This window comes from Bacteroides sp. 51, assembly GCF_010500965.1.
Lineage (GTDB): Bacteria > Bacteroidota > Bacteroidia > Bacteroidales > Bacteroidaceae > Bacteroides.
The window spans coordinates 1-261 of sequence record NZ_QVMI01000101.1 but is presented as its reverse complement, the minus strand read 5'-3'; the positions used below and the strand labels follow the sequence as shown (position 1 = coordinate 261).

The 261-nt window shown below is 43.3% G+C and carries 1 protein-coding gene; it reads right to left on the bottom strand.

Features of this window, described 5'->3' with window-relative positions; all coding sequences use genetic code 11:
- The coding region (locus D0T87_RS23700) for a hypothetical protein (RefSeq protein ID WP_163178639.1) at positions 1–227 on the bottom strand (227 nt) is incomplete at its 3' end.
- Positions 228–261: the final 34 nt, after the last annotated feature.

The window sequence follows — 261 nt, the reverse complement described above, 5'->3', positions numbered from 1 at the left end:
TCGGCGGGAGTGACAAGGTTAAGGTAAATGTAATAGTGGAATATACGCAGGAGAAGCTTCCCGGAGGTCTTCTGGCGATTCTCCATATTGCCTATGGTGTGCTGGGACATGCCTGTGGCTTCCGCCACCCGGCTTCTCTTTAATAAGGTGTCTCTTTCGCGTATGCGAAGCAAAAGAAGAGACATGGACGTTTTTAAACGACGGGATTCTGAAAAGTTTTTCTTCATAATGAATGATTTGGTAAATTAATGATAAGTTAAT